A 1,130-nucleotide genomic window follows, 5' to 3' on the forward strand; every position below is an offset into this window, starting at 1 on the left:
GACGAGCGTGGTCTTGCCGACGCCGAAGCCGCCCACCACGACGATCTTCAGGCCGGTGTCCGCGGCGGCGCTGAGGGGCGTGCGCCCCGACAGCTCGGAGCCCGGCGACAGCTCAGAGGTTGCGGAGTCCATGGAGCACCTCCTTGAGAAGGGCGGAATCGGGCAGCGCGGCGACCCCGGGGGCCGAGCGCGGGTGGCGGGCGGTGACCTTGCCGCCCGCGAGGAGGTCGCCGAGCAGGATCCGCACGACGGTGATGGGCAGCTTGAGCTCGGCGGCGATCTCCACGACGGCCGTCGGGTTCTGGCACAGCTCCAGGATCCGTACGTGCTCGGACTGCATCCCCGCGACCGGCCTGCACTCGCTGACCACCAGCGTGACCAGGTCGAACGAGGTGTCGTCGACGCGTGAGCGGCCCCCGGTCACGGTGTAGAGCCGGTCCGGGTCGCCGGTGTCCACCGGCCGCCGGGTCACGAGGCGCCGCTCCCGGCGACGGAGTCGCGCGGCGCGGCCCGCAGATGCTCCCCGATCTGCTCCACGAGCTCCGTCATCTGGTGCCCCACGACGCCCGGGTCGGCGTCCTCGTCCGCGATGACCGCGAGGTGTGCGCCCTCGCCCGCGTCGACGATGAAGAGCAGGCCGCCGTGGAACTCGGTCATGGAGTGGCGCACGCCGCCGGTGCCGTCGCCGAACTCGACGGAGGCACCCTGGGCGAGGGCCTGGATGCCGGAGCAGATCGCCGCGAGCTGGTCGGCCTGGTCGAGCGTCAGATGCTCGCTCCAGCACAGCTTCAGGCCGTCCCGGGACAGGACCAGGGCGTGCCGGGTGCCGGGGGTGCGCTCGAGCAGGCTCTCCAGGAGCCAGGTCAGGCTGGTGTCAGTGGTCTGCATGGCGGGTCGGGCGGAAGGGGTCCGGCGGGGGAGCCGGCGGTGCCGCCCGTGCCTCCAATCTCACGGTGTAGAGCGGGGGTCGGGGGTGGTCCTGGGGCGCCGCGGTTACTCGGGGCGGTCCGTCCGGTCGGCGGGCGGAGCCGGCTCGGCGGGCTGGACGGACTGCGCGGTGTGCTCCGGCGCGGCGGCCGGGTCGGGCCGGTCGCCGCGCTCGCCCTCGGCGGCCTTGCGGCCCCGGTGGA

2 protein-coding genes and 1 pseudogene are annotated in these 1,130 nt (G+C 74.4%); all 3 read right to left on the reverse strand.

The genetic code is table 11. The annotated features are described in order from the left end of the window. Nucleotides 1–132: pseudogene (locus tag GTW43_RS15640) on the reverse strand (ATP/GTP-binding protein); the annotation flags it as partial. Then, entirely contained in the window at nt 113–472 is a 360-nt protein-coding gene (locus GTW43_RS15645; protein WP_161302604.1) for a DUF742 domain-containing protein, read from the reverse strand. The gene GTW43_RS15645 and the pseudogene GTW43_RS15640, both read right to left, overlap by 20 nt. Continuing rightward, the gene (locus GTW43_RS15650) at nt 469–888 is read right to left on the reverse strand and encodes a roadblock/LC7 domain-containing protein (RefSeq protein WP_161302606.1); all 420 of its coding nucleotides are present in this window, start codon (nt 886–888) and stop codon (nt 469–471) included. Before GTW43_RS15650 ends, GTW43_RS15645 begins: the two co-directional genes overlap by 4 nt. Between the last annotated feature and the right edge of the window lie 242 nt (nt 889–1,130).

This window comes from Streptomyces sp. SID5785, from assembly GCF_009870065.1.
In the GTDB taxonomy this organism is placed as follows: domain Bacteria; phylum Actinomycetota; class Actinomycetes; order Streptomycetales; family Streptomycetaceae; genus Streptomyces.